This is a genomic window from Gemmatimonadaceae bacterium (assembly GCA_036003045.1).
In the GTDB taxonomy this organism is placed as follows: Bacteria; Gemmatimonadota; Gemmatimonadetes; order Gemmatimonadales; family Gemmatimonadaceae; genus JAQBQB01.
On the sequence record DASYSS010000022.1, the window covers coordinates 123,447 to 143,876 of the forward strand.

Here is a 20,430-nt window from a genome sequence, read left to right on the forward strand (position 1 = left end):
CCAAAAGACATCTGGTGACCGTATCTCTCTGGCTCGCCGCGGTTGTATGCGCGGGGCGGGCGATCGAGGCGCAGGGGGCTGCACTTCCATATGTAACGCCCGCGGAAGGCGCGGGACGATTTCCGCTCGTCGCCGCCCACCGCGCCACGCGACTGGTCGTCAGCCCAGCCGACTTCGTCGGGGTGCAACGCGCCGCGCGCGATCTCGCCGGCGATCTCGGACACGTGAGCGGCGGCGCCCCGGCCATCACCGTCGACTCGGAAATGCCCGCCAAGACGCGCACCGTGATCGTCGCCGGCACGCTCGGGCACAACGCGTTCATCGACGGGCTCGTTCGCGATCGCAAACTCGACGTCTCCCGCGTCGCCGGGCGTTGGGAGACATTCCTCATTCAAATCGTCGAAAAGCCGACGGCCGACGTCGATCACGCGCTGATCATCGCGGGAAGCGACAAGCGCGGTACGATCTACGGACTGTACGACGTATCGTCGTCGATCGGCGTGTCGCCGTGGACGTGGTGGGCGGACGTGCCGGTGCGCCGGCAACCCAGCCTCTACGTGCTCCCTGGCGCGCACAGCGACGGCGAGCCCGCGGTGAAGTACCGCGGCATTTTCCTCAACGACGAAGCGCCCGCGCTCTCCGGATGGGCGAAGGAAAAGTTCGGCGGCATCAACCACAAGTTCTACGAGAAGGTCTTCGAGCTGATCCTGCGGCTCAAAGGCAACTACTTGTGGCCCGCGATGTGGGGAAACGCGTTCAACGACGACGACAAAGTCGATCCGCAGCTCGCCGACGACTACGGCATCGTGATGGGAACGTCGCACCACGAGCCGATGCTCCGCGCGCAGCAGGAATGGAAGCGCTACGGCAAGGGCGAGTGGAACTACGAAAAGAACGATTCGACGCTGCGCGCGTTCTGGGCCGACGGCATCAAGAACATGGGGAAACGCGAGAGCATCGTCACCGTCGGAATGCGCGGCGACGGCGACACGCCGATGACGACCGGGAGCAACATCGATCTCCTCGAGCGAATCGTGCACGATCAGCGCGACATCATCGCGTCGGTCACCGACAAGCCCGCGTCGCAGACGCCGCAGGACTGGGCGCTCTACAAGGAAGTGCAGGACTATTACGACAAGGGCATGCGCGTCCCCGACGACGTGACGCTGCTTTTTTCCGACGACAACTGGGGGAACATCCGGCGTCTTCCCGCGCGCGCGGACACGGCTCGTTCCGGCGGCTTCGGGATCTACTACCACTTCGATTACGTCGGCGGCCCGCGGAACTACAAGTGGATCAACACGAACCCGATCGGCCGCGTCTGGGAGCAGATGCACCTCGCCTATGAGTACGGCGCGCGGCGCATCTGGATCGTGAACGTCGGCGACCTCAAGCCGATGGAGTTCCCAATCTCTTTTTTTCTCACCTACGCCTGGAATCCAAATCGAATTCCGGCGGCCAGTCTGCCGGCGTTTACGCGTCGCTGGGCCGCGCAGCAGTTCGGGAGCGAGCGCTCGACCGAGATCGGCGAGATCATCACCAAGACGCTGGACTTCGCGGGCCGTCGCAAGCCGGAGCTCCTCGACACGCTCACCTACAGCCTGCGGAACTATCGCGAGGCCGAGCGCGTCGTCGCCGCCTACGATTCGCTGCTCTCCGTCGCGACTAAGGTCGAAGCGAAGCTCACCCCGACTCAGCACGACGCGTACTACGAGCTCGTGCTGCACCCGATCGAAGCCGCTGGAAATCTGAACAAGCTCTACGTCACCGTCGCGCGGAACCGCATGTACGCCGCCGAGGGACGCGCCGCGACCAACACGCTCGCCGACAGCGCACGGCGGCTGTTCGACCACGACGCCGAGATCACGCGCTACTACAACACGAAACTCGCCGGCGGCAAGTGGAACCACATGATGGACCAGACGCACATCGGCTACACGTACTGGCAGGAGCCGCCGCGCAACACGATGCCGCGCGTCGACTCCATCGTCGTGCCGGCCCGCGCGGAGATGGGCGTCGCCGTCGTGGAACAGAACAGCGCGTCGTCGAACGTTGGCCAACCGGGCGGCATGACCGTGGCGCAGGCCGGCGCACCCGGAGCGCGCGAGCTCTCGCTCGCCCCGTTCGATGCCTACACTCGGCCGACGTACCACGTCGACGTGTACGACCGCGGCAAGACGCCGTTCGCGTTCACGGCCAGCGCCGCGCAGCCGTGGGTCAAAGTCTCACCGGCGAAAGGGACGATCACGACCGAGCGTCGACTTGCGGTCTCCGTCGACTGGAAAAGGGCGCCCGTCGGAACGCACCGCGTCGCGATCACCATCACCGGGCCCAAGGATTCTCGCATCGTCGTGCAAGCGCCGGTCGAGAATCCGGCGTCACCGACCCGCGACGCCGTGTCGGGATTCATCGAGTCAGGTGGCCTCATTGCGATCGACGCCGAGCACTTTTCGCGTGAAGTGGCGCCGACGCCGTTCAATTGGCTGCGCGTGCCGAGTCTGGGCAAAACCGGCGCGGCGATCACACCGATCCCAGTCACGTCGGCAAGCGTGACGCCTGGCGGAAATACACCGCGTCTCGAATACGACTTGTTCATGTTCGACAGCGGCAGCGTGCAGGTGCACGCCTATTTGTCTCCGACGCTCAACTTCACCAATTCGGCGAGCGGGCTTCGCTACGCGGTGTCGATCGACGACGAGCCGCCGCAGATCGTGCGCGCGTGGACGGACACGTCGCAGCGGGGTTGGGAGCGCGCCGTCGCCAACGACGTTCTGGAGCCGGTGTCGTCGCACACGCTGACGCGTCCCGGCCGGCACGTGCTCAAGTTCTGGATGGTCGACCCGGGCGTCGTATTGCAACGGCTCGTCGTGTCGCCGCGGCCGATCCCGCCGTCGTACCTCGGCCCGCCGGAGAGCTTCAACCGCTGGACGCCGACGAAACAGTCGACCGACGGTGGCGGGAGAGAAGGCAGCGCCGACGGCGACGTCGCGCTTGCGCCGCCCGGTGCTCGCCGAACGCCGCCGCTCGCCCGCTTCGACTGGTTCGACTACCAAGGCCACGACAGCGTTTACACGACACTCGCGCGCCGCCCGGACCAGTTCTTCAACCCGATTCTCGCCGGGTTCTATCCCGATCCGAGCATCACGCGCGCGGGCGACGCGTACTACCTGGTCACGTCGAGCTTCGTGTACTTCCCGGGCGTGCCGATCTTCCGCAGCACGGACCTCGTCCATTGGACCCAGATCGGAAGCGTGCTGGATCGGCCGTCGCAGCTGCACGTGGATAGCGCCGGGATCTCGCGCGGCATCTTCGCGCCGGTGATCCGCTACCACGACGGCACGTTTTACATGATTACCACGCTCATCGACCGCGGCGGCAACTTCATCGTGACGGCGACGAACCCTGCCGGGCCGTGGTCCGATCCCATTTGGCTGCGCGAGGTCGACGGGATCGACCCATCGATCTTCTTCGACGACGACGGACGGGCGTACATCACGAACAACGGCCCGCCGATCGAGGCGCCGTTGTATGAAGGGCACCGTGCGATCTGGATCCAGGAGTACGACGTCGCCAACAAGAAGATGGTCGGTCCACGGTCGGTGATCGTGAACGGCGGCGTCGACATCGCGAAGAAACCGATCTGGATCGAGGCGCCTCACATCCTCAAGGTGAAGGGGCAGTACTACCTGATCTGCGCCGAGGGCGGCACGGCCGACCAGCACTCCGAAGTCGTGTTTCGCGCATCGTCGCCGCGCGGTCCGTATACAGCCTACGACGCGAATCCGATTCTCACGCAGCGCCATCTGGATCCGTCGCGAGCCTTTCCGGTGACGTCCACCGGACACGCCGATTTGGTCGAGACCCAGAATGGCGAGTGGTGGGCTGTTTTTCTCGGCACGCGGCCGTACGCGAACGACACCTACAACATCGGGCGTGAGACGTTCCTGTTGCCCGTGCGGTGGGAGAACGGCTGGCCGGTGATTCTATCGGGCAAGGAGACGGTTCCATACGCTCTGACGCGGCCCAAGCTTCCCGTGAGCAGCGCGTCGATTGCGATGGGCGGCGGCAACTTCGACGTGCGCGACGATTTTTCCGGGGCGACGCTCGCCAACTATTGGACGTTCATGCGAACCGTTCGGCAGACGTGGTACGATCTCACGTCGAGGCCGGGTTGGCTCACCATCCAAGCGCGCGGCGACGACATCAGCGGTCCGGGCCAGCCGTCGTTCGTCGGACGGCGCCAGCAACACATCGTCGCCACCGCGTCGACGGCGATGCGCTTCGACCCCGAGCGGCCGGGCGACAAGGCGGGGCTGGTGGCGTTCCAGAACGAGACGCACCACTACTTCATCGGCGTCGCCCGCTCCGGTGACTCGACGGTCATCCGCGTCGAGATGTCCGACGGGGCACGCGCCAAGGACAGCGTGCTCGCGAGCGCGCCACTCGGCATGCCGGCGGGCGGCACCGTGTTCCTCAAGATCGACGCACGCGGCGGCCGATACGATTTCTCTTTTGGTCGTCGCGCCGGTGAGTGGATTCCGCTCCTCCGCGACGCGGACGGCACGATCCTCAGCACCAAGCACGCCGGCGGCTTCGTCGGCACGATGTTGGGCATGTACGCGTACGCATCTCCGTGAGCTCGACGGACACCGAACGTTTCACGCTGGCGAACCGAAACGGCGTCGAGATCGATTTCATCGCGCGCGGCGGGACGATCACATCGGTTCGCGTGCCCGATCGCCGCGGCCATTTCGCGGACGTCGTGACGGGTTTCGACAGGGCGGACGAGTACCCGAACGACGGTCGCTACATGGGCTGCCTCGTCGGACGCTTCGCGAACCGGATTGCCGGCGGACGTTTCTCGCTCGACGGCGTCGAATACCCGTTGCCGCTCAACAACGGCGAGAATCAGCTGCACGGCGGCCCCTGCGGATTCTCGAGCCGGACCTGGCGGGTCGCGCCCTTTCGGCGTTCGGGCATTTCCGGCGCGGTGCTGGCGCTGGAGAGCGACGCGGGAGATCAAGGCTATCCCGGCCAGTTGCTCGCGCGCGTCACGTACGCGCTGGGTGACGACAACGCGCTCACGGTGTCGTACAGCGCGGTCACCGATGCGCCGACCGTCGTCAACCTCACGCAGCACTCGTACTTCAACCTCGCGGGCCACGACGCAGGCGACATACTGGGGCACGAGCTCGAGATCGACGCGACGTACATCACGCCGGTCGACGACCATCAGATCCCCACCGGCGCGTTCCGAGGCGTGCGCGGATCGGCGTTCGATTTTCTGACGGCCCACGAAATCGGCGAGCGGATCGTCGACGACGACGAACAGCTGCGGATCGGCGGCGGCGGCGGCGGTTACGATCACAACTTCGTCCTGAATCACTCATTGAATAGGGCGCAGGGCCCCGCGCCTGCGTTCGCGGCCCGGCTGCGCGATCCGGAGAGCGGACGCGCGCTGGAGATTTCGACGACCGAGCCGGGGCTCCAGGTGTACACCGGCAACCATTTGGATCGCGGCCGGCCTGGAAAAGGCGGCCATCGCTATCAGCGCTACGGCGCGATCGCTCTCGAAACGCAGCATTTTCCCGACTCGCCGAACCAGCCGCAGTTTCCGACGACCGTACTGCGCCCCGGCGAGGAATTCCTTTCCACGACCGTCTACCGATTCTCAACGACATGAGACGACCCGGCTCGAGTCTCCGCGCGTTCGGAATGTCCGTGCTGTTCGTGTGGCCGCTCACCGTGCATGCGCAGCGCGCCACGCCGGCGTACCTCGACCAATCGTTGACGTTCGAAGCGCGCGCCAAAGACCTGGTGTCGCGCATGACGCTCGAGGAAAAAGTCGCGCAGATGAACGACGTCGCGCCGGCGATTTCTCGGCTCAACGTGCCCGAGTACAACTGGTGGAACGAGGCGCTGCACGGCGTCGCGCGGTCGGGGCTCGCGACGGTGTTCCCGCAGGCCATCGGACTGGCGGCGACCTGGAACGACAGCCTCATGCTGCGCGTCGCGACCGTCATCTCCGATGAAGCGCGCGCCAAGTACCACGACTACATCCGGCACGACAGCCATCAGCGCTATCAAGGCCTCACGTTCTGGTCGCCGAACATCAACCTCTTTCGCGACCCGCGCTGGGGCCGCGGCCAGGAAACGTACGGCGAGGACCCGTTTCTCACGGGGACGATGGGCATTCAGTTCATCCGCGGATTGCAGGGGAACGATCCGAAATACCTCAAGACCGTGTCGACGGTGAAGCATTTCGCGGTGCACAGCGGTCCCGAGCCCGAACGCCACACGTTCGACGCGGTGGTGAGCGAGCGCGATCTGCGCGAGAGCTACCTGCCGCACTTCGAGATGGGCATCAAGGACGCCGGCGCGTACTCGCTCATGTGCGCGTACAACAGCATCGACGGCAAGCCGGCGTGCGCGAGCGACATGCTTCTGCGCGACATTCTGCGCGGCGAATGGAAGTTCCCCGGCTACGTCGTGAGCGATTGTGGAGCGATCGACGACATTCATAGGCGCCACAAATTCGCCGCCACCCCGGCTCAAGCCGCGGCCGACGGGGTGAAGACCGGGACGGATCTCGAGTGCTCGATCACCTCGGCGAACTCGTCGCGCACGTACACGCCGAGCCTGCCGGACGCGGTGAAGCAGGGGCTCATCAGCGAGGCGCAGATCGACACGTCGGTGTACCGGCTGTTCCTCGCGCGGTTCAAGCTGGGCATGTTCGACGATCAATCGAAGGTGCAGTGGGCGAGCATTCCGATCGGCGATCTCGATTCGCCGCTGCACCACGCCATCGCGCTCAACGCGGCGGACCAGTCCATCGTGCTGCTCAAGAACCAGGGCAACACGTTGCCCTTGTCGAAGGGGTTGAAGACGGTCGCCGTGATCGGCCCCAACGCCGATCAGTGGCGGATGCTGCTCGGCAATTACAACGGAATGCCGTCGGACGCCGTGACGCCGCTGCGCGGCATTCGCGAGGCGCTGCCCGAAGCCCGCGTGCTGTACGCTGTTGGGTCGGACCTCGCCGACGGATTTCCCGTCCTCGACGTCGTGCCGTCGAAGGTGTTTTCGTCGCGCGACGGCACCCAAGGACTGGACGCCGAGTATTTCAATTCGCACACGATCGGAGGCACGCCGTATTTCACGCGCGTCGACGCGACGATCGACGCGAACTGGAAGGATGGGGCGCCTCGCGTCAACATGAATCCCGACGACTTCGCGGTGCGGTGGACCGGTACGTTCCGGCCGCCGGCCACGGGCACGTATCGCTTGGGGTTGGTCGGCACGATGAAGTTCCGGCTGTACCTCGACGACAGCTTGATCACGCAGTCGGTGTATCCGTCGCACGACGGCGAATTCCCCGATCCGCGTCTCTCGCAAGGCGCGCCGCTCACGCTGCAGAGCAACCGCTCGTATCGCGTTCGCGTCGAGGCGGAGGAAACGTACGGGCTCGCCGATCTTCAGTTCGTGTGGTCGGCTCCGCACGAAGCGCTCGCCGCGGAGGCGTTGGACGCCGCGCGACAGGCCGACGCCGTCGTGTTGGCGCTCGGACTCACGGCTCGCCTCGAGGGGGAGGAGATGCCGGTGCAGATCGACGGTTTCCGTGGCGGCGATCGCACGAGCCTCGACCTGCCGGCGCCTCAAGAGCGGTTGATGGAACAGGTCGTCGCGCTCGGCAAGCCGACGGTCCTCGTGCTGATGAGCGGCAGCGCCGTCGCCGTGAACTGGGCGCAGGATCACGTGCCGGCGATCATCGAGGCCTGGTATCCGGGTCAGTCGTCCGGAACGGCGATCGCCGACGTGTTGTTCGGCAGCTACAATCCGGCCGGCCGTCTTCCAGTGACGTTCTACAAGAGCGTGAACGACCTGCCGTCGTTCGACGACTACAAGATGGCCGGCCGCACCTACCGTTTCTTCAACGGGACACCGCTCTATCCGTTCGGATTCGGTCTGAGCTACACCACGTTCTCATATAAGAACCTGCGCACGAATACCGAGTCGGTCGCGAAGGACGGATCGGTGACGGTGAGCGTGGACGTGACGAATACCGGCGCGCGGGCGGGGGACGAGGTCGTGCAACTGTACGTGCGGCACGAGGGATCGTCGGTCGAGCGGCCGAAGCAGGACTTGCGCGGCTATTCCCGCGTCCCGCTCCAGCCGGGCGAGACGAAGACGGTCACGATGCGGTTCGACGCGAAGTCGCTCGCGTACTGGAACGCGGCGAAGCACCAGTGGGTGGTCGAGGCGGAGCCGATTCGGCTGAGAGTGGGGGCATCGTCGGCGGACATACGATTGGAGAAGAGTATCAAGATCCAATAGGAGTCGGGCATCCAGTGACGCTCAGCGACGCGAGCTACGATCGGCGGCGGGAAAAACTCAACGCGGATGACGCAGACTTTGAACGGCGATTCCGCAGATGCAAAGCGCAAAGGGGCTTATTGGAAAAGCAGCCACGCAGTCTCATCTGCGGGATCGCAGTGACGGATCTGCGGCATCTGCGTTGAATTGTTTGCGGAACAACAGCGTGGCCGGAGGCCAAACCCCGACTAGGGCGCCTGTAGCGACGCGGTCACCGCGTTGTACGTCGCCTTCTTGCCGTACGAATCGTCGAATAGCAGCGCCTGGCCGTACCCCGGAAATGTGCTGTTCACCCACGACTCGCCGTCGTTCAACCCCCACACGATCATCGCTTCGCACGCCGCCACCGCGAGACACGCGGCAGTGATGTTCGTGAACCCCTGGCTCTGCGCTGTCAGCTCGGCGGACGTCGCTCCGGGCGTGCGGACGCGGATGTCGAGCTCCGTGATGTGGATCTTGAGGCCAAGCGCGGCGAAGCGGTTGAACGTCGCGATGAGCGTCTCTTTCGACGGCACGCCGGTCGCGTCGGCATTGACCTGGAAGTGCGCCTGGAAGCCGATGCCGTCGATCGGAACGCCGCGCGACTTCATGCCGCTGAGTCGCGCGAACACTGAGTCCTGCTTCAGCCCCGGCGTCTCCAGGTTGTAGTCGTTGTAGAAGAGCAGGGCTGCCGGGTCGGCCGCGCGCGCCTCTTGAAACGCGAGGTCGATGTAGCCAGCGCCGAGTGTCGTTGCCCACGGCGAGCCGGTCACGCGGAGCGAGCCCGTGCCGTCGTTGAACGCTTCGTTGACGACGTCCCAGGCGAGGATCTTTCCCTTGTAGTGGCCGACCACGCTGTCGATGTGCTCCTTGAGCACGACCTTGAGCGTGTCGGGATCCCACGTCGCGCCCGTGAGCCACGCCGGATTCTGCTGATACCAGACCAGCGTGTGGCCGCGCACCTTCATCCCGTTCGCCTGCGCGAACGCGACCATCGAGTCGGGGTTCGTCCACCGGTACGAGTAACGCGAGTCGCGGTGGATCGAGCTCCACTTCATGACGTTGCCGGCGACGATCAGGTTGAACTCGCGCGCGACGACCGCGTCGTACGCGGCCGGGCTGGCGCCGAAGAACGCCGCGTCTACCGAGACGCCGAACGATCGCCCTTTTGCCGAGGCCAACCCGCGAAGCGTGGTCGTCGGCGGCGTGATGCACTTGGCTTGCGTCGGATCCTGCGCGCACGTCTTCTCCAGGGGCGTCGTCGTGCCGGAGTCGCCGCTCCCGCCGCATGCGCCGAGAATGAGGGCCGCCGCCGCGGCCGCCACTCCCGGAAACGCGCGCATCACGAAACCGGATGGTTGTCCGGATCCCACCGATGGATGGAGTCGGCGACACCCTGAAGATGCTTCCGCATGCGCTCGACGCCGAGCGGTTCATCCCGGTTTTCCAGCGCCTCGAGGATGGCGAGATGCTCACGGTGGTCGCGCTCCCGCGAACCGAAAATGCCGAGGATCAAGCGCTGCTCCTCGGTGAAGAGATCGCGCAGCACGTCGAGCAGCTGGAGCAGCACCGTGTTGCCGGACGCGATCGCGATCTGACGGTGGAACCCCATGTTCGTCTCGTTCAGCACGACGTCGTCGTCGAAGTTGTCGCCGGCCTGCTTGAGCAGCCGGCGCATCTCGACCAAATCCTCGAGCGTCGCGTTCTTCACGGCCTCGGAGACGGATTTCATCTCGAGGGGCATGCGCGTGTCGATGAGATCGAGCAGCAGCTTCTTGGTGACCGTGCCGGGGTAGTCCGGGCTCGCCAGGACGAGAACCTCCTCGCTGCGGCTCACGTAGACGCCCGAGCCATGGCGAATCTCGACGATGCCCATCGTCTCGAGCTTTTTGAGCGCTTCGCGGATCGTCGGGTGGCCGACGCTGAATCGCTTGGCCATTTCCATGATCGGCGGCAGGCGGTCGCCCTGGCCGTAATCGCCCTTTTGTATCATGGCGCGGATCCGCTGCGCGAGCTTGTCGGACAAGCTCTGCTTCAGAACCGGCGCGAATGCGTCTCTCATTGGGCCGTCTCCAGTGGGGCGGTGCCTACCGCGCTGTGGCGCGGGCGGCCACCGACATCACCGCGTCGAACGCCGGTTTCGGGCGATCGGCTCGGTCGAACAACAGCGGATAACTGGTCCGCCCGGGGACGGGCCAGTTGTTCAGCCATGAGTCGCCATCACCGACGCCCCAGAAGGTAACGCGGTCGATGACGTTCCGATGGGATGCGAAAACGCGAAACAGGTCGGCGTACCGCGCGGCGAGGGCGCGCTGCACCGAGTCGGGGAGTCCGGCGGCATACGGATTCGCGGCCGCCGACGCCTGGCCTCGAGTCGCGACGTCGGCCCCGCGGTTCTGCGTGGCCGGCGGAAGAATGTCGACGTCGAGCTCGGTGATGTTGACCTTCACTCCGGTGGCGCTCAGCGCACGGATGGTCGAATCGACCTGCGCGACGCTCGGCCAGTCCATCTTGTCGTGGCTCTGTGAGCCGACGGCGTACACGGGAACGCCGGCCGCTTGCAACCGCTTCACCAGCGCGACGGCGCCGTTTCGTTTCGGCGCGTTGTCGAGCGAATAGTCGTTGTAGTAGAGCTGCGCGCTCGGATCGGCTTCGTGCGCGAACTGGAACGCCTTCACCAGATAATCCTCGCCGATGATCGTATACCACGGAGAACGGCGAAGCGACCCGTCATCGTTCAGCGCTTCGTTCACCACGTCCCAACCCTTGATGCGTCCCTTGTACCGGCCGACCACCGTGAAGATGTGGTCGCGCATCCGGGCGAGCAGGGTGTCGCGGCTCACCGGATTCCCGGCGCCGTCCTGGAACACCCAGCGGGGCACCTGGCTGTGCCACACGAGCGTGTGTCCGACGATGAACATGCCGTGGCGCGTCCCGAAGTCGACGTAGCGGTCGGCGGCGGCGAAGTCGTACACACCGAGGCCCGGATGCACGTGCTCCCACTTCAGCACGTTCTCCGGTGTGATGGTGTTGAACTGACGGACGATGAGCGTCGCGCCGACCGTGTCGCGCCCCGTGAACTGGTTTTCGTTCACCGCCGCGCCGACGTGGAACGATCCGGCGAATGCGTCCTTGAGCGACGACGGCGCGCCGCCGCCGGTGTTCATTCCGCCGTGCGTGCAGCCGCAGACTGCCAGCGACGAGAAGGCGAGCGCGAGTTTCACTCGATGGCGACTATTTGAGGATCGCAAGCGATCCCTCCTTTCCGACCAGGGTTCCGGGAGCAGCGACACCGACTCCGCCTTCGTACGATCGGCGGCGCTCTTCCAGCTCCGCCGCCATCCGTTCGTTGACGGAGCGGTTGATTCGATAGAAGAAGAGACACGCGACGACGATGCAGAGACAGATCGCCGGATACACGCTCACGGTCAGCCGAATGCCCATGAGCGCGTGCTCGGTCTGCGTCGCGTTCGCGCGATAGCCATAGCCGGACAGCAGCCAGCCGGCGATCGCGCCGCCGAGGCTCAGACCCGTCTTGAGTGCGAAAAGGATCGTGGCGAAGACGACGCCGGTTGTACGCCGTCCGGTCTTCCACTCGGCGTAGTCGGCGACGTCGGCGAACATCGCCCAGATCAGCGGGATCGTCGGCGCGTACGAGAGCGCGCGAATGAGCTCGAGCCCATAGGTCGCCTCGATCGAGCTCGCCGGGAGCAGGATGAACGCGGCGAGGAAGATCGTCGTGAGCGAGAACCCGACGAGCGCCACGGCACGTTTGCCGAACCGCATCGCCAGGTACGTCGACATCACCACGCCGACGACGGTGACCGCCTGGCTCGCGATGTTGAACAGGCTGAACCCGACCGATGCCACGTTCGAGCGATCCGCGGTCAGGATCAACCCGAGCACGTTCATGACGTAGTGGCCGCCGTCGGGCTGCGCGGCCGTCGCCTGCGGCAAGCCGATCCGCTGGATGAACTCGGCGAGGCGTGCCTGGTCGACGTAGTAGTTGAAGTAGTAGAACATCGTGCCGCCGCGCATCGCCACGAACACGAAGTGCGCGAGCGTGAGCACGAACATCGCCAACCACGGACCGTTGCGGAGCAGATTCTTGAGATCTCGGCGCGCGTCCGATCGCTGCTGCGGCGGCGGCTGGATGCGCTCGCGCGTCGTCGCGAACGTGATGACGAAGCACACGACGCACACCACGGCCCAGAGCGTCATCGTCATGCGCCAGCCGGCCGCGTTGTTGCCGTGGCCGAACTTGGCGACGAGCGGCAATGTGAATCCGCCGACGATCAACTGCGCCAGCATCGCGGCCACGAAGCGGTACGACGACAGCGACGTGCGCTCGTTCGAGTCCCCCGTCATCACGCCGCTCAGCGCCGAATACGGCGTGTTGTTCGCCGAGTAGAGCGTCATGAGCGCGATGTTCGTGAAGGCGACCCAGGCGATCGTCCCCGCCGTGCCGAAACCGGGCACGGTGTACGCGAGCACCATCACGACGGCCCAGGGCACCGCGGTCCACAGCACCCACGGCCGGAATTTTCCCCAGCGGGTGTTCGTGCGATCGGCCAGCACGCCCATCATCGGATCGAAGAACGCGTCCCACAGGCGCCCGACGAGCAGCATCGTGCCGGCGACGCCGGCCGCCACGCCCATCGTGTCGGTGTAGAAGTTCAGCTGGAACAGAATCATCGTCATGAAGACGAAGTTGGCCGCGGCGTCGCCGAGGCTGTATCCAGCTTTCTCGATGAACGGAAGTCGCTCCGTGGTTTGCGGCTTGGCCATGTCGCGAGTGGCTCCGTCTAGGGATGCGGGGCGCGCGCGGCGTCGACGCGGAGCACGACGGTCTCGAGGTCTTCGTCGCGCGACGATGTGCCCACCATGACCCGAAACTCGCCCGGTTCGACGACGCGCCGCATCGCGACGTCGTAGAACGAGAGCGAGCTTGCATCGATCGGGATGGCGACCGTCGTCTGTTCGCCGGGATTCAACCGAACTTTCGCGAACCCTTTGAGCTCCTTCACCGGCCGCGTCACCGAGCTCACGACGTCGCGGACATACATCTGAATGACCTCACCGCCGGCGCGGTCGCCCGTGTTCTTCACGTCGACCCGAACCATCGTCGCGCCTGCGGGTGATATCACGGCGTGGTCGAGACGAACGTTCGTGAGCGCGAAGCTCGTGTAGCTCAGCCCGAAGCCGAACGGATAGAGCGGCGAGACGTCGTCGAACAGATAGCCGCGCCGCGCGGACGGCTTGTGGTTGTAGAACGCCGGGACGTGGCCGGCCGATCGCGCCACGGTGATCGGAAGCTTACCGGCCGGGTTGTTCTCGCCGAACAGCGTCTCGGCGACCGCACGTCCATTTTCCTGGCCAAGATACCAGCACTCCAGAATCGCCGGCACTTTTTCCGTGAGGTGCACGAATGAAAGCGGCCGGCCGTTGAACACGAGCGCGACCACCGGCTTGCCGGTCGCGACCATCGCGTCAACGAGCTCGTTCTGTCGGCCAAGGAGCTCGAGGCTCGCGCGATCTCCCATGTGGCGAAGGTTCCACGCCTCGCGCGACGTCTGTTCGTTGCCGCCGATGGCCAGCACGATGACGTCGGCGCGCCTCGCGACGTTGACCGCCTCGGCGATCTGCCGCCGGTCCTGGGCGGGGTCGCTCGCGACGACGTCGTCGGCGTTCCAGGAGCCGTCGAGCGTGATCTTGCAGCCTTCGCTGTAGAGGACCTGCGCGTGGTCGCCGACGAAGTCGCGGATGCCCTGGAGCACGGTGACGTCGTGCTTGGGAACGCCGCTGTAGCCGCCGAGCAGACTGCGATTCGCGTTTGGCCCGATCACGGCGATCGTGCCGATCGATCGCAGGTCCAGAGGAAGCAGATCGCCGTCGTTCTTGAGCAGCGTGATCGTCTCGCGCGCCGCCTGGAGTGAGAGATCGCGATGCGCGTCGGACCCCACGACGCGATCCGCTTCGTCGGGATCGACGTACGGGTCGTCGAACAGTCCGAGCGCGAACTTCGCGGCGAGCATCGGCGCGACGAGCTCGTCGAGCTCACGCTCGGCGAGCGAGCCGTCGCGAACGAGCTCTGTAAGATGGAGGTAGCAATCAGGTTCAGGCAGCTCGATGTTGACGCCGGCACGGACGGCGAGGAGGCACGCCTCCCGCTTGTCGTGCGCGACGTGGTGCCCGTGCGTCTCCGGGCGATCCGAGAGCTCCCAGATCGCGTAGTAGTCGGAGACGATGAAACCCTCGAAGCCCCACTCGTCGCGCAGCACGTCGCGCAGCAGCCAGCGATTGGCGTGCGACGGAATGCCGTCCACCTCGTTGTACGATGCCATCACGCTGAGCGCACCGGCCTCGCGGATCGCCGCCTCGAAGGTGGAGAGAAAGGTCTCGCGGAGTACGCGCGCCGACACGTTGGCGGGCGCGCAGTTCATGCCTGATTCCGGCTGCCCGTGCGCCACGAAGTGCTTGAGTGTCGCGATGACGCGCGCTCTGTCGCGGAACGTAGCGTCGCCCTGGAATCCGCGTACCGCGGCGATCCCCATGCGCGAGACGAGGTATGGATCTTCGCCGAAGGTCTCTTCGACGCGTCCCCAGCGCGGATCGCGCGCGACATCCACCACCGGCGTGAGCGCCTGGTGGGTTCCGCGGACGCGCGCCTCGAGCGCGGTCATCGTGTACAACGTTTCCACGAGCGTCGGGTTGAACGTCGCCGCCAATCCGATGGGTTGCGAAAAGCTCGTCGCGCCAGGCGCGGCGTGTCCATGCAGACACTCCTCGTGGAAGATCACCGGAATCCCGAGCCGGCTCTCCTCGAGGAAAAATTTCTGAATGGCGTTGGTGAGATCGGCCTGCTGGCGCGCCGTGCGGCCGCCGCCGGCGTCGCTCGGCCGGCCGACCTGTCCGATGCCGTTTCCGTGGCCGAACGAGGCGCGCGCTTTCTCGAGGTCGAACTCGCCGCGCGCGTCGACCAGCGTGGTGGCCTTCTGCTGCCACACGCACATCATCTGAGCCGCTTTCTCGTCGAGGGTCATGCGCGAGAGCAAGTCGGCGACCCGCTGCTCCACCGTCAGCGAGGCGTCCTGGTACGGCGCGCCGCTGACGGTGGAGCTCATCCCTTCAACCGCCATGAGCGTCAGTACCCTGGGTTCTGCGGGTACTTCGGCCCGATCAACACACCATCGATCTGGGACTGCGGGATCGGACGGAGCGCGTGCCGGAGCGCGAGGTTCGTGGCGTGCGGGTTGAACTTCTTGACGCGATCCACGAAGTACTGCGAGCCGACGCGAACGAGGTCGTACCACCGCGTGAACTCGCCCGCCATCTCACGCTCCCGCTCTTCCATGACGTAGTCGATGTTCATCTGCGCGGCCGTGACGTTGTAGTCGTTCTTGTGCGCCGGGCTCGCCGCGCGGACGTGCAGCACGTTGATCATCTGCGCCGCTTCCGCCGGGTTGTTGAGCTGCACGTCGGCCTCCGCCGCGACGAGATACATCTCGCCGAGACGCAGGATGACCTGCACCTTGCCGCCTTCTTGCGCGGTGAGGTTGGCGCGCAGGTTGTCCTGATACTTCTTGAGCGACGGGAAATGCTGCCAGTTGAAGAAGCCGTCGTTCGCGTTGTTCCGGTCGCCGCAGTAGGTCGCGGCGGTCGGCTGCGCGACTTGGTCGGTCGGGCACGGCGTGAGGATCTCGTACGCCTTGCTCTGACGCTGCGCCGTGGTCACGCCGAACGGGTAGTACACGGCCGCCGTGTCGCCGACGTTCACCGTCGCGTTGCTCGTGCACGACGGGCAGGTTCCCACGGGATTCTTCACGCCGCCGACCGTCGCGATCCACGTCGTCTGGAAGGTCGCGTCGAAGCGCGTGTCGAGGATGTCGCTCGCGCCCGGCGTGCCGATGTACTTGTTCCAGAGGCTCAGTTCGTACGGCGTCGGCATGAGGCGGCGGAACGGGCGGCCGTTGTTCAAGTCGCGCGGCGTGCCCGCCCAGATGCCGTTGTTGTCGTATTGGCCGAGGAAGACGAGGTGGAGGTAGTTGTACTCGTTGTCGGCGTCGACGTTGGTCGCGTTGTAGACGCCGTTCGGCCCGAACTGCACGGTGAAGATGAATTCCTTCCGGTTGCCCTGATATCCCGTGTTTTCACAGTATCCGGTCCGGCCCGGATCGGCGGGACGCGCGACGCACCAGAGGTCCGCGAACACCGGCTCGAGCGAGTACGTCCCGGAAGCGATGACCGCCTTCGCGTCGGCGAGCGCCGCCTGGAAGTCGGCCTGCTTGCCGGGCGAGTAGTCCTTGTAGGCGCGGGTGAGATACACCTTGGAGCGCAACGCCTGCGCCGCGCCCTTCGTCGCTCGGCCGAAGTCCGCCTGCGTCACGGGAAGCAGCGTAATCGCAGAATCCAGATCGGCGAGGATCGCGGCGTACACGCTCGCCGCCGGATCGCGCACGGCGCTCTGCTGCACGCCCTTGTTTTCGTGCACCGAGAGAGTCACGTCGCCGAACTGCTGCACGAGCGTGAAGTAGTTGAGCGCGCGCAGGAAGTGCGCTTCGCCGAGGAGCGAGTTCTTCACCGCGGCGGACAGTCCCTGCGTGGCCGGTCCGCGATCGAGCGCCGCGTTGAGCGTGTTGATCGCCTGATACGCCGGGTTCCACGTGTTGGCGAGCGGCGCGACCGTGCTGTTCAAGCCGCCGCCATAGCTGTCGAAATCCTTGTTGTTGGATCCCGACTGGTCGGCGGCCATCCAGGTGTCCGTACCGACCTGCGTCAGCGACAGCAGCTGTTCGCGGCCATAGAAGCCGCGCAGCTGGGCGTAGCTGGCGATGACGGCGGAGTTGAGACCGTCGGGCGTGGAGTAATACTCGCTGCTCACGCCGGTGATCAGTTTTTCGTCGAGATTGACGCAGCCGAAGGCTCCGGCAACGAGCCCCAGCGTCACGGTCGACATCAGTATGCGCTTCATCTGAGTAGTCTCGTGTGTGATGTGGGGTCGGTTTACCAAACGATGTTCGTGCCGAGAAGGAGCGTCCTGAGCGTCGGGACCGCGCCGCCCAACTCGGGGTCGATGCCGACGTAGCTGGTGTTGATGTACGGGTCCTGCGCCGTGAAGTAGAACCGCAAGCTGTGCAGACCGAACCGCTGCGCGTCGCGCTGGTTCAGCGTGTAGCCCGCGGTGATGTTGCGGATGCGCCAGTGCGAGCCGTCGGTGTAGAGGCGCGTCGACGCATAGAGCCGATCCACGCCGCCCGTCGTGGGCGCAGGGTTCTTGTTCGTCGGATTCGTCGGCGTCCAGTAGTCCAAGTCGGCGATGTTGCCGAAGCGGCCGAAGTAGCTGCGCGGCGTGCCGTCGATGAACGTGTAGTTCCACTTCGCCGTCACGAGCGCCGACAGGTCGAAGTTGTGGAACGTGACCCGGTTGGACAGGCTGGCCGTCCAGCCCGGATAACTGTCGCCGACGAAGGTGCGGTCGTTGGCGTCGATCTTACCGTCGCCGTTGACATCGGCCACGCGCGGGTCGCCGACCTTGAACGTGCTGCCCTTGGCGTTGAACGCGTTCATCGTCGCCGTGTCGGCGTACTGCCAGACGCCGAGATACTTGTAGTCGTAGAACAGACGGCGGTTCGGATCGTTGTTGATGTTGATCGGGTGTCCGACGAACCAGCCGTTGCCGGCATCGGACGTCGCGCCGCTTGCCAGCGAGACGATCTCGTTCTTGTTCGTCGACCAGTTGACATCGCTCGTCCAGGTCAGCCCGCGCCAGTTCTGGAGGTTGACCGTGGTGAACGACATCTCGTAGCCGGTGTTCTTCGTTGCGCCGACGTTCTGCAGCGTCGACGTGAAGCCGGACGTCACCGGCAGCAACTCGGTCAGCAGCAGGTCGTGCGTCTTCATCTTGTAGTAGTCGAACGTGCCGGAGATGCGGCTGTTGAAGAGTGCGTAGTCCAAGCCGACGTCCGTCTGGTCGGTCCGCTCCCACGAGAGATCGGGGTTCGGAATCGTGCCGGGCTTGTAGCCCTGCACGCGCGTCGAGCCGAACGTGTAGAGTCGCGACTGCAATGTGCCTTCCGTTTGATACGGCGAGATCGCCGTGTTGCCCGTCGAGCCGTAGCTGCCGCGCAGCTTGAGCGCGCTGATCGAGCGGAAGTTGCGGAAGAACGGCTCGTCGCCCACCTGCCACGCCATTCCGACCGACGGGAACGTGGCCCACTTGTGTCCCGGCGCGAGACGGCTCGATCCGTCGGACCGCACCGTTCCGGACAGCGAGTAGCGATCGAAGAGCGTGTAGTTCACGCGCGCCATGTACGACTCGAGCGACCACTGCGAGATCCGGCTCACCTCGTTGCCGGCCGTGCCCGAGCCGAGGTCGTACCAGAGCTGCGTGTTGTACGGCAGGTTCGACGCGTACAGCGAGTCCTTCGTGAAGTGATCCTGCTGGACGCTGTAGAGACCCGTGATATCGAACTGATGGATACCGCCGAGCGTCTTGTTCAGCCGGAGAATGTTGTCGAGCGTGTAGGTGAAGTCTTCCTGATTGAACTGCCCGGCCTGCGGCGGCTGCCCCTGGTTCGTGCTGTTCGCGCCGAGGTTCGCGCAGGTGCCGTGCGTCCACGGACCGTTGTAGCAACCGTCGGTGAGCGCGGTGTAGTCGGGGCCGAAGTTCATGCGATAGGTCAACCCGTTCGTGATGTTCAGTTCTGCGTACGCCGAGCCGAACACGCGATTGACCGTCTGCTGGCGCGTCACCGACTGCGCCTCGAGCACCGGATTGATGTTGAGCGGATCGTCATCCGGACGCGGATCGAGCAGACCCGCCGAATCCGGGTTGGTGTAGTTCGTCGGCCTGCCGAGCGGCGTCATGGCCAGCGCGTAGCCGTAGGCGCCGCCGCCTTCACCCTGGTCGGTCAGGATGCGCGACGTGCTCGCCGTGAGACCCACGCGGAGTCGATCCGATGTGTGATCGAGTGTGGCGAAGGCCGATCCGCGCGTATAACCCTGGCCGGGGATCACGCCCTGTTGGCCGAAGTAGTTCCCGTTGATCGCGTAGCGCGTGTCGCCGGAACCTCCGTTCGCGCCGCCCTGCAAGCTGCGCTGAAGTCCGGTACGCAGCACCGCCTTCTGCCAGTCCGTCGTGATGCCCTGTTTGACCGCAAGCTGTTGCTTCGCGGAGGGAAAGAGCTTCGCGAGGCTCGTATCCTGTCCGTTCGCCGCGGCCGCGTCATGCATGTACTGCACGTACTGCTGGAGGTTCATCATCGGGATGAGCCGAACCGGCGCCTGATTTCCGTAGTACATGTCGGCGGTGAACTGGGTGTGAATGCCGTCCAGACCGCCCTTCTTCGTCGTCACGAGGATGACGCCGTTCGCGCCTCGGCTCCCGTAGATCGCCGTCGCCGCCGCATCCTTGAGGATGTCGATCGACTCGATCGTCGACGGATTGAAATCCTGAATGCCGCCGCCGAGCGGCACGCCGTCGACGACATAGAGCGGCTCGTTGCTCGCCGTGAGCGAGCGAACGCCGCGGATGCGCACGTTCATCGCGGCTCCCGGCTCGTTGCTCGACGCCACAATCTCGACGCCGGCCACGTGTCCCTGCAGCGCTTTCATCGGATCGCTGGTCGGGATGTCCTGGAGCTGCGCTCCGGTCACGGTGCCGAACGCGCCAGTGACGATGCGGCGCTCCTGCTCACCGTAGCCCGTCACGACCATGGGCGTGAGCTCGGTGGCCGTCGGCGTCAGCGAGAAGTTCACCGTCGCCGTTTGGCCGCCGACGACTTGGACGGTCGTCGTCGACGAACCGAAGCCGATGCCGCGGGCCTGAATGTTGTGGGCGCCGCTCGGCACGTTGGCGAGGGTGTATCGGCCGGCGGTGTCCGTCACCGCACCCCGATTCATGCCAGTCACCGAGATGTTGACACTTGGCAGCGCCCGCCCGTCGGTGGACGTCACCTTGCCGACAATCCGTCCGCCAGTTTGTGCCGTGGCGACGGCCGCGGTCGCGAAAAGCGCGATGACCGCAAGGAGAATCCGGCGTCCCATCAGTCGTTCCTCCGAGAATGAGAATTCGTACGACGA

10 protein-coding genes are annotated in these 20,430 nt (G+C 65.3%); 3 read left to right on the forward strand and 7 right to left on the reverse strand.

The genetic code is table 11. From position 1 onward, the window contains the following. The first annotated feature begins 14 nt into the window (after positions 1 to 14). From VGQ44_04555 to VGQ44_04565, 3 genes are read left to right on the forward strand one after another with little or no spacing between them, the layout of a single operon-like run. Entirely contained in the window at positions 15 to 4,637 is a 4,623-nt protein-coding gene (locus VGQ44_04555) for a glycosyl hydrolase 115 family protein (protein HEV8446061.1), read from the forward strand. After that, positions 4,634 to 5,683, forward strand: a complete 1,050-nt coding sequence (locus tag VGQ44_04560) for an aldose epimerase family protein (GenBank protein ID HEV8446062.1) — start codon at positions 4,634 to 4,636, stop codon at positions 5,681 to 5,683. The genes VGQ44_04555 and VGQ44_04560 overlap by 4 nt, the downstream gene beginning before the upstream one ends. Then, complete coding sequence (locus VGQ44_04565) at positions 5,680 to 8,331, forward strand: glycoside hydrolase family 3 C-terminal domain-containing protein (GenBank protein HEV8446063.1); 2,652 nt, start codon at positions 5,680 to 5,682, stop codon at positions 8,329 to 8,331. Before VGQ44_04560 ends, VGQ44_04565 begins: the two co-directional genes overlap by 4 nt. Before the next feature lie 227 nt (positions 8,332 to 8,558). On the opposite strand, the gene VGQ44_04570 is transcribed toward VGQ44_04565, so the two are convergent. Genes VGQ44_04570 through VGQ44_04600 form a run of 7 tightly spaced genes read right to left on the reverse strand, consistent with a single transcriptional unit; the run spans position 8,559 to position 20,394 of the window. Then, positions 8,559 to 9,692, reverse strand: coding sequence for an endo-1,4-beta-xylanase (locus tag VGQ44_04570; protein ID HEV8446064.1), 1,134 nt, complete (start codon positions 9,690 to 9,692; stop codon positions 8,559 to 8,561). Further along, on the reverse strand, positions 9,692 to 10,411 hold the full coding sequence (locus VGQ44_04575) for a FadR/GntR family transcriptional regulator (protein ID HEV8446065.1): 720 nt from the start codon (positions 10,409 to 10,411) through the stop codon (positions 9,692 to 9,694). The genes VGQ44_04570 and VGQ44_04575 overlap by 1 nt, the downstream gene beginning before the upstream one ends. 25 nt (positions 10,412 to 10,436) lie before the next feature. Continuing rightward, positions 10,437 to 11,573: an endo-1,4-beta-xylanase gene (locus tag VGQ44_04580; protein ID HEV8446066.1), complete on the reverse strand. Its 1,137-nt coding sequence runs from the start codon at positions 11,571 to 11,573 to the stop codon at positions 10,437 to 10,439. Positions 11,574 to 11,583: 10 nt separating this feature from the next. Then, on the reverse strand, positions 11,584 to 13,137 hold the full coding sequence (locus VGQ44_04585; protein ID HEV8446067.1) for an MFS transporter: 1,554 nt from the start codon (positions 13,135 to 13,137) through the stop codon (positions 11,584 to 11,586). Positions 13,138 to 13,154: 17 nt separating this feature from the next. Next, entirely contained in the window at positions 13,155 to 15,473 is a 2,319-nt protein-coding gene (locus VGQ44_04590) for a glycoside hydrolase family 3 N-terminal domain-containing protein (GenBank protein HEV8446068.1), read from the reverse strand. Positions 15,474 to 15,493: 20 nt separating this feature from the next. Then, a complete protein-coding gene (locus VGQ44_04595; GenBank protein ID HEV8446069.1) occupies positions 15,494 to 17,320 on the reverse strand; it encodes a RagB/SusD family nutrient uptake outer membrane protein in 1,827 nt (608 codons plus the stop codon). Between the two features lie 32 nt (positions 17,321 to 17,352). Beyond that, entirely contained in the window at positions 17,353 to 20,394 is a 3,042-nt protein-coding gene (locus VGQ44_04600) for a SusC/RagA family TonB-linked outer membrane protein (protein ID HEV8446070.1), read from the reverse strand. Positions 20,395 to 20,430 lie beyond the last annotated feature (36 nt).